Source organism: Micrococcus sp. HSID17227 (assembly GCF_003989405.1).
Taxonomy (GTDB): domain Bacteria; phylum Actinomycetota; class Actinomycetes; order Actinomycetales; family Micrococcaceae; genus Micrococcus; species Micrococcus luteus.
On record NZ_RBLN01000272.1, the window covers coordinates 1 to 2,635 of the forward strand.

General features: G+C 71.7%; 3 protein-coding genes. All 3 read right to left on the bottom strand.

The window, feature by feature from the left end:
• On the bottom strand, positions 1-271 hold a 271-nt coding region (locus D8M29_RS10685), incomplete at its 3' end, for a CinA family protein (protein WP_238693389.1).
• Between the two features lie 10 nt (positions 272-281).
• Complete coding sequence (locus D8M29_RS10690) at positions 282-896, bottom strand: CDP-alcohol phosphatidyltransferase family protein (protein WP_060974316.1); 615 nt, start codon at positions 894-896, stop codon at positions 282-284.
• On the bottom strand, positions 893-2,635 hold a 1,743-nt coding region (locus D8M29_RS10695; RefSeq protein WP_148111585.1), incomplete at its 5' end, for a DNA translocase FtsK. The genes D8M29_RS10690 and D8M29_RS10695, both read right to left, overlap by 4 nt.

Sequence of the window (2,635 nt, forward strand, 5' to 3'; positions counted from 1 at the left end):
CGGCGCCCAGGGCCGCCCGGGCGCCGAGGGCCATCCGCCGGGCCACGTCCGCGTCCACCGCCCCGACCCGCGCGAGCAGGTCCTCCGGCACACCCAGCAGGCCGGTCTTCACGGCGTTCTGGTAGGCCACCACGCCCCCGTGCAGCACGGCCGACGCCCCGGGGACGTCGGCCAGGCGCGCGGCCACCAGACCGGCGGTGAGGGACTCCCCCGTCGCCACCGTGAGGCCCGCGTCCGCGAGCGCGTGCACCACGTCCCGGGCCGCCGCCATGGTCATCGCCTCAGGCCCCCCGCTGGGCGGCGAGCGCGTCCCGCCGCAGGACCCACGCGTCCTTGACGTACTCCAGACCGGTCAGCACCGTCAGCACGGTGGCGGCCCCGATGACCACCCATCCGGCCCACGGCCACCAGCCGCCCACGAGCGGGGCCAGGGGCAGGAGCAGCAGGCCGATGCCCACGGTCTGCAGCACGGTCTTGAGCTTGCCGCCGCGGCCGGCCGGCATCACGCCGTAGCGGATCACCACGAAGCGCATCAGGGTGATGCCCCATTCACGCACCAGGATCACGATGGTCACCCACCACCACAGCTCGCCCAGCAGGGAGAACAGCACGAGGGCCGTGCCCGTGAGCAGCTTGTCCGCGATGGGGTCCGCGATCTTGCCGAAGTCGGTGATCAACCCGCGGGCGCGGGCGATGTCCCCGTCGAGCTTGTCGGTGTACATGGCCGCCGCGAACAGCGCCAGCGCGACCCAGCGGGCGACGAGCGAGTCGCCGCCCCACGGCCCGCCGGCCCACAGCGCCCAGGCGAAGAAGGGCACCATCAGGATGCGCACCGAGGTCAGGATGTTCGGCAGGTTCCAGGCGGACACGTGCTGCGCCCCACCCGCCGTGCTCATCTGCCCGTCAGCTGCCACGCGTCCTCCGATCCCTCGTCGTCGTCCTCATCGTTCCAGTCCACGGCGGCCGGGCGCGAGTCCAGATCCTCCTGCACCAGGTCGCGCGGACCGGCCGACGCCGAGGCGTCGCCGTCGCCGGAGGTGGCCGAGGGCGGGGTGTCTCCGGAGATGGTGGCGAGCACGTCCGCGAGGTCGTCGGGCTTGACCAGCACGTCGCGGGCCTTGGAGCCCTCGGAGGGGCCCACGACGCCGCGGGACTCCATGAGGTCCATGAGGCGGCCGGCCTTCGCGAAGCCCACCCGCAGCTTACGCTGCAGCATGGACGTGGAGCCGAACTGCGTGGTGACCACGAGTTCGACGGCCTGCAGGAGCAGGTCCAGGTCGTCGCCGATGTCCTCGTCGATGACCTTCTCGGTCTTCTCGGGGATCACGTCCTCGCGGTACTGGACCTGCATCTGCGACTTCACGTGCTCCACGACGGCGTGGATCTCGGACTCGTTGACCCACGCCCCCTGCACGCGCATGGGCTTGGACTTGCCCATCGGCAGGAACAGGGCGTCGCCCTGGCCGAGCAGCTTCTCCGCGCCGGGCTGGTCCAGGACCACGCGCGAGTCCGTGACCGACGACGTCGCGAACGCCATGCGCGAGGGCACGTTGGCCTTGATCAGGCCCGTGACCACGTCCACGGACGGCCGCTGCGTGGCGAGCACGAGGTGGATGCCGGCCGCACGGGCCAGCTGGGTGATGCGCACGATCGCGTCCTCGACGTCGCGCGGGGCGACCATCATCAGGTCCGCGAGCTCATCCACGATGACCAGCAGGTACGGGTATGGGCGCAGCACGCGCTTGGAGTCCGGCGGCAGCTTCACCTGGCCGGCCCGGACGGCCTTGTTGAAGTCGTCCACGTGCTTGTAGCCGAACGCCGCGAGGTCGTCGTAGCGGGTGTCCATCTCCTTGACGACCCACTGCAGCGCCTCGGCCGCCTTCTTCGGGCTCGTGATGATCGGGGTGACCAGGTGGGGCACTCCCTCGTACGCGGTGAGCTCGACGCGCTTGGGGTCCACCATCACCATGCGCACCTCGTCCGGGGTGGAGCGCATGAGGATCGAGGTGATCATCGAGTTCACGAACGAGGACTTGCCGGCGCCGGTGGCGCCCGCCACGAGCATGTGGGGCATCTTCGCGAGGTTGGCCACCACGTAGCCGCCCTCCACGTCCTTGCCGACGCCCATCACCATCGGGTGGTCGGTGCGCTGGGCGGCCTGCGAGCGCAGGACGTCGCCGAGGGCCACGACCTCCTTGTCCGTGTTGGGGATCTCGATGCCGATCGCGCGCTTGCCCGGGATGGGGCTGAGGATCCGGACGTCCGAGGAGGCCACCGCGTACGCGATGTTCTTCTCCAGCGCCGTCACCTTCTCCACCTTGGTGCCGGGGGCGACCTCGACCTCGTAGCGCGTCACCGTCGGCCCGCGGGAGAACCCAGTGACCTGGGCGTCCACCTTGAACTCGGTGAACGTGGTGGTCAGCGCGGCGACAACCCGGTCGTTGGCCTCGGAGCGCTCCTTCGGCTGGGGCCCGGCCGGGAGCAGGGCCGACTGCGGCAGCGTGTAGGACACGTCCCCGCCCAGCTCGGACTGGGTGCCGCGGGCCGGCTCGGCGGTCACCGGCGGCACCGGCGCGGGGGTGCTGGCGGGCACGGCGGAGGACGACGACGGCACGGCAGCACCCCCGCGCCGGTG

Excerpts from the sequence above, each read along its gene's own strand:
- D8M29_RS10690 (WP_060974316.1), bottom strand. The coding sequence starts at position 896 with ATGAGCACGGCGGGTGGGGCGCAGCACGTGTCCGCCTGGAACCTGCCG.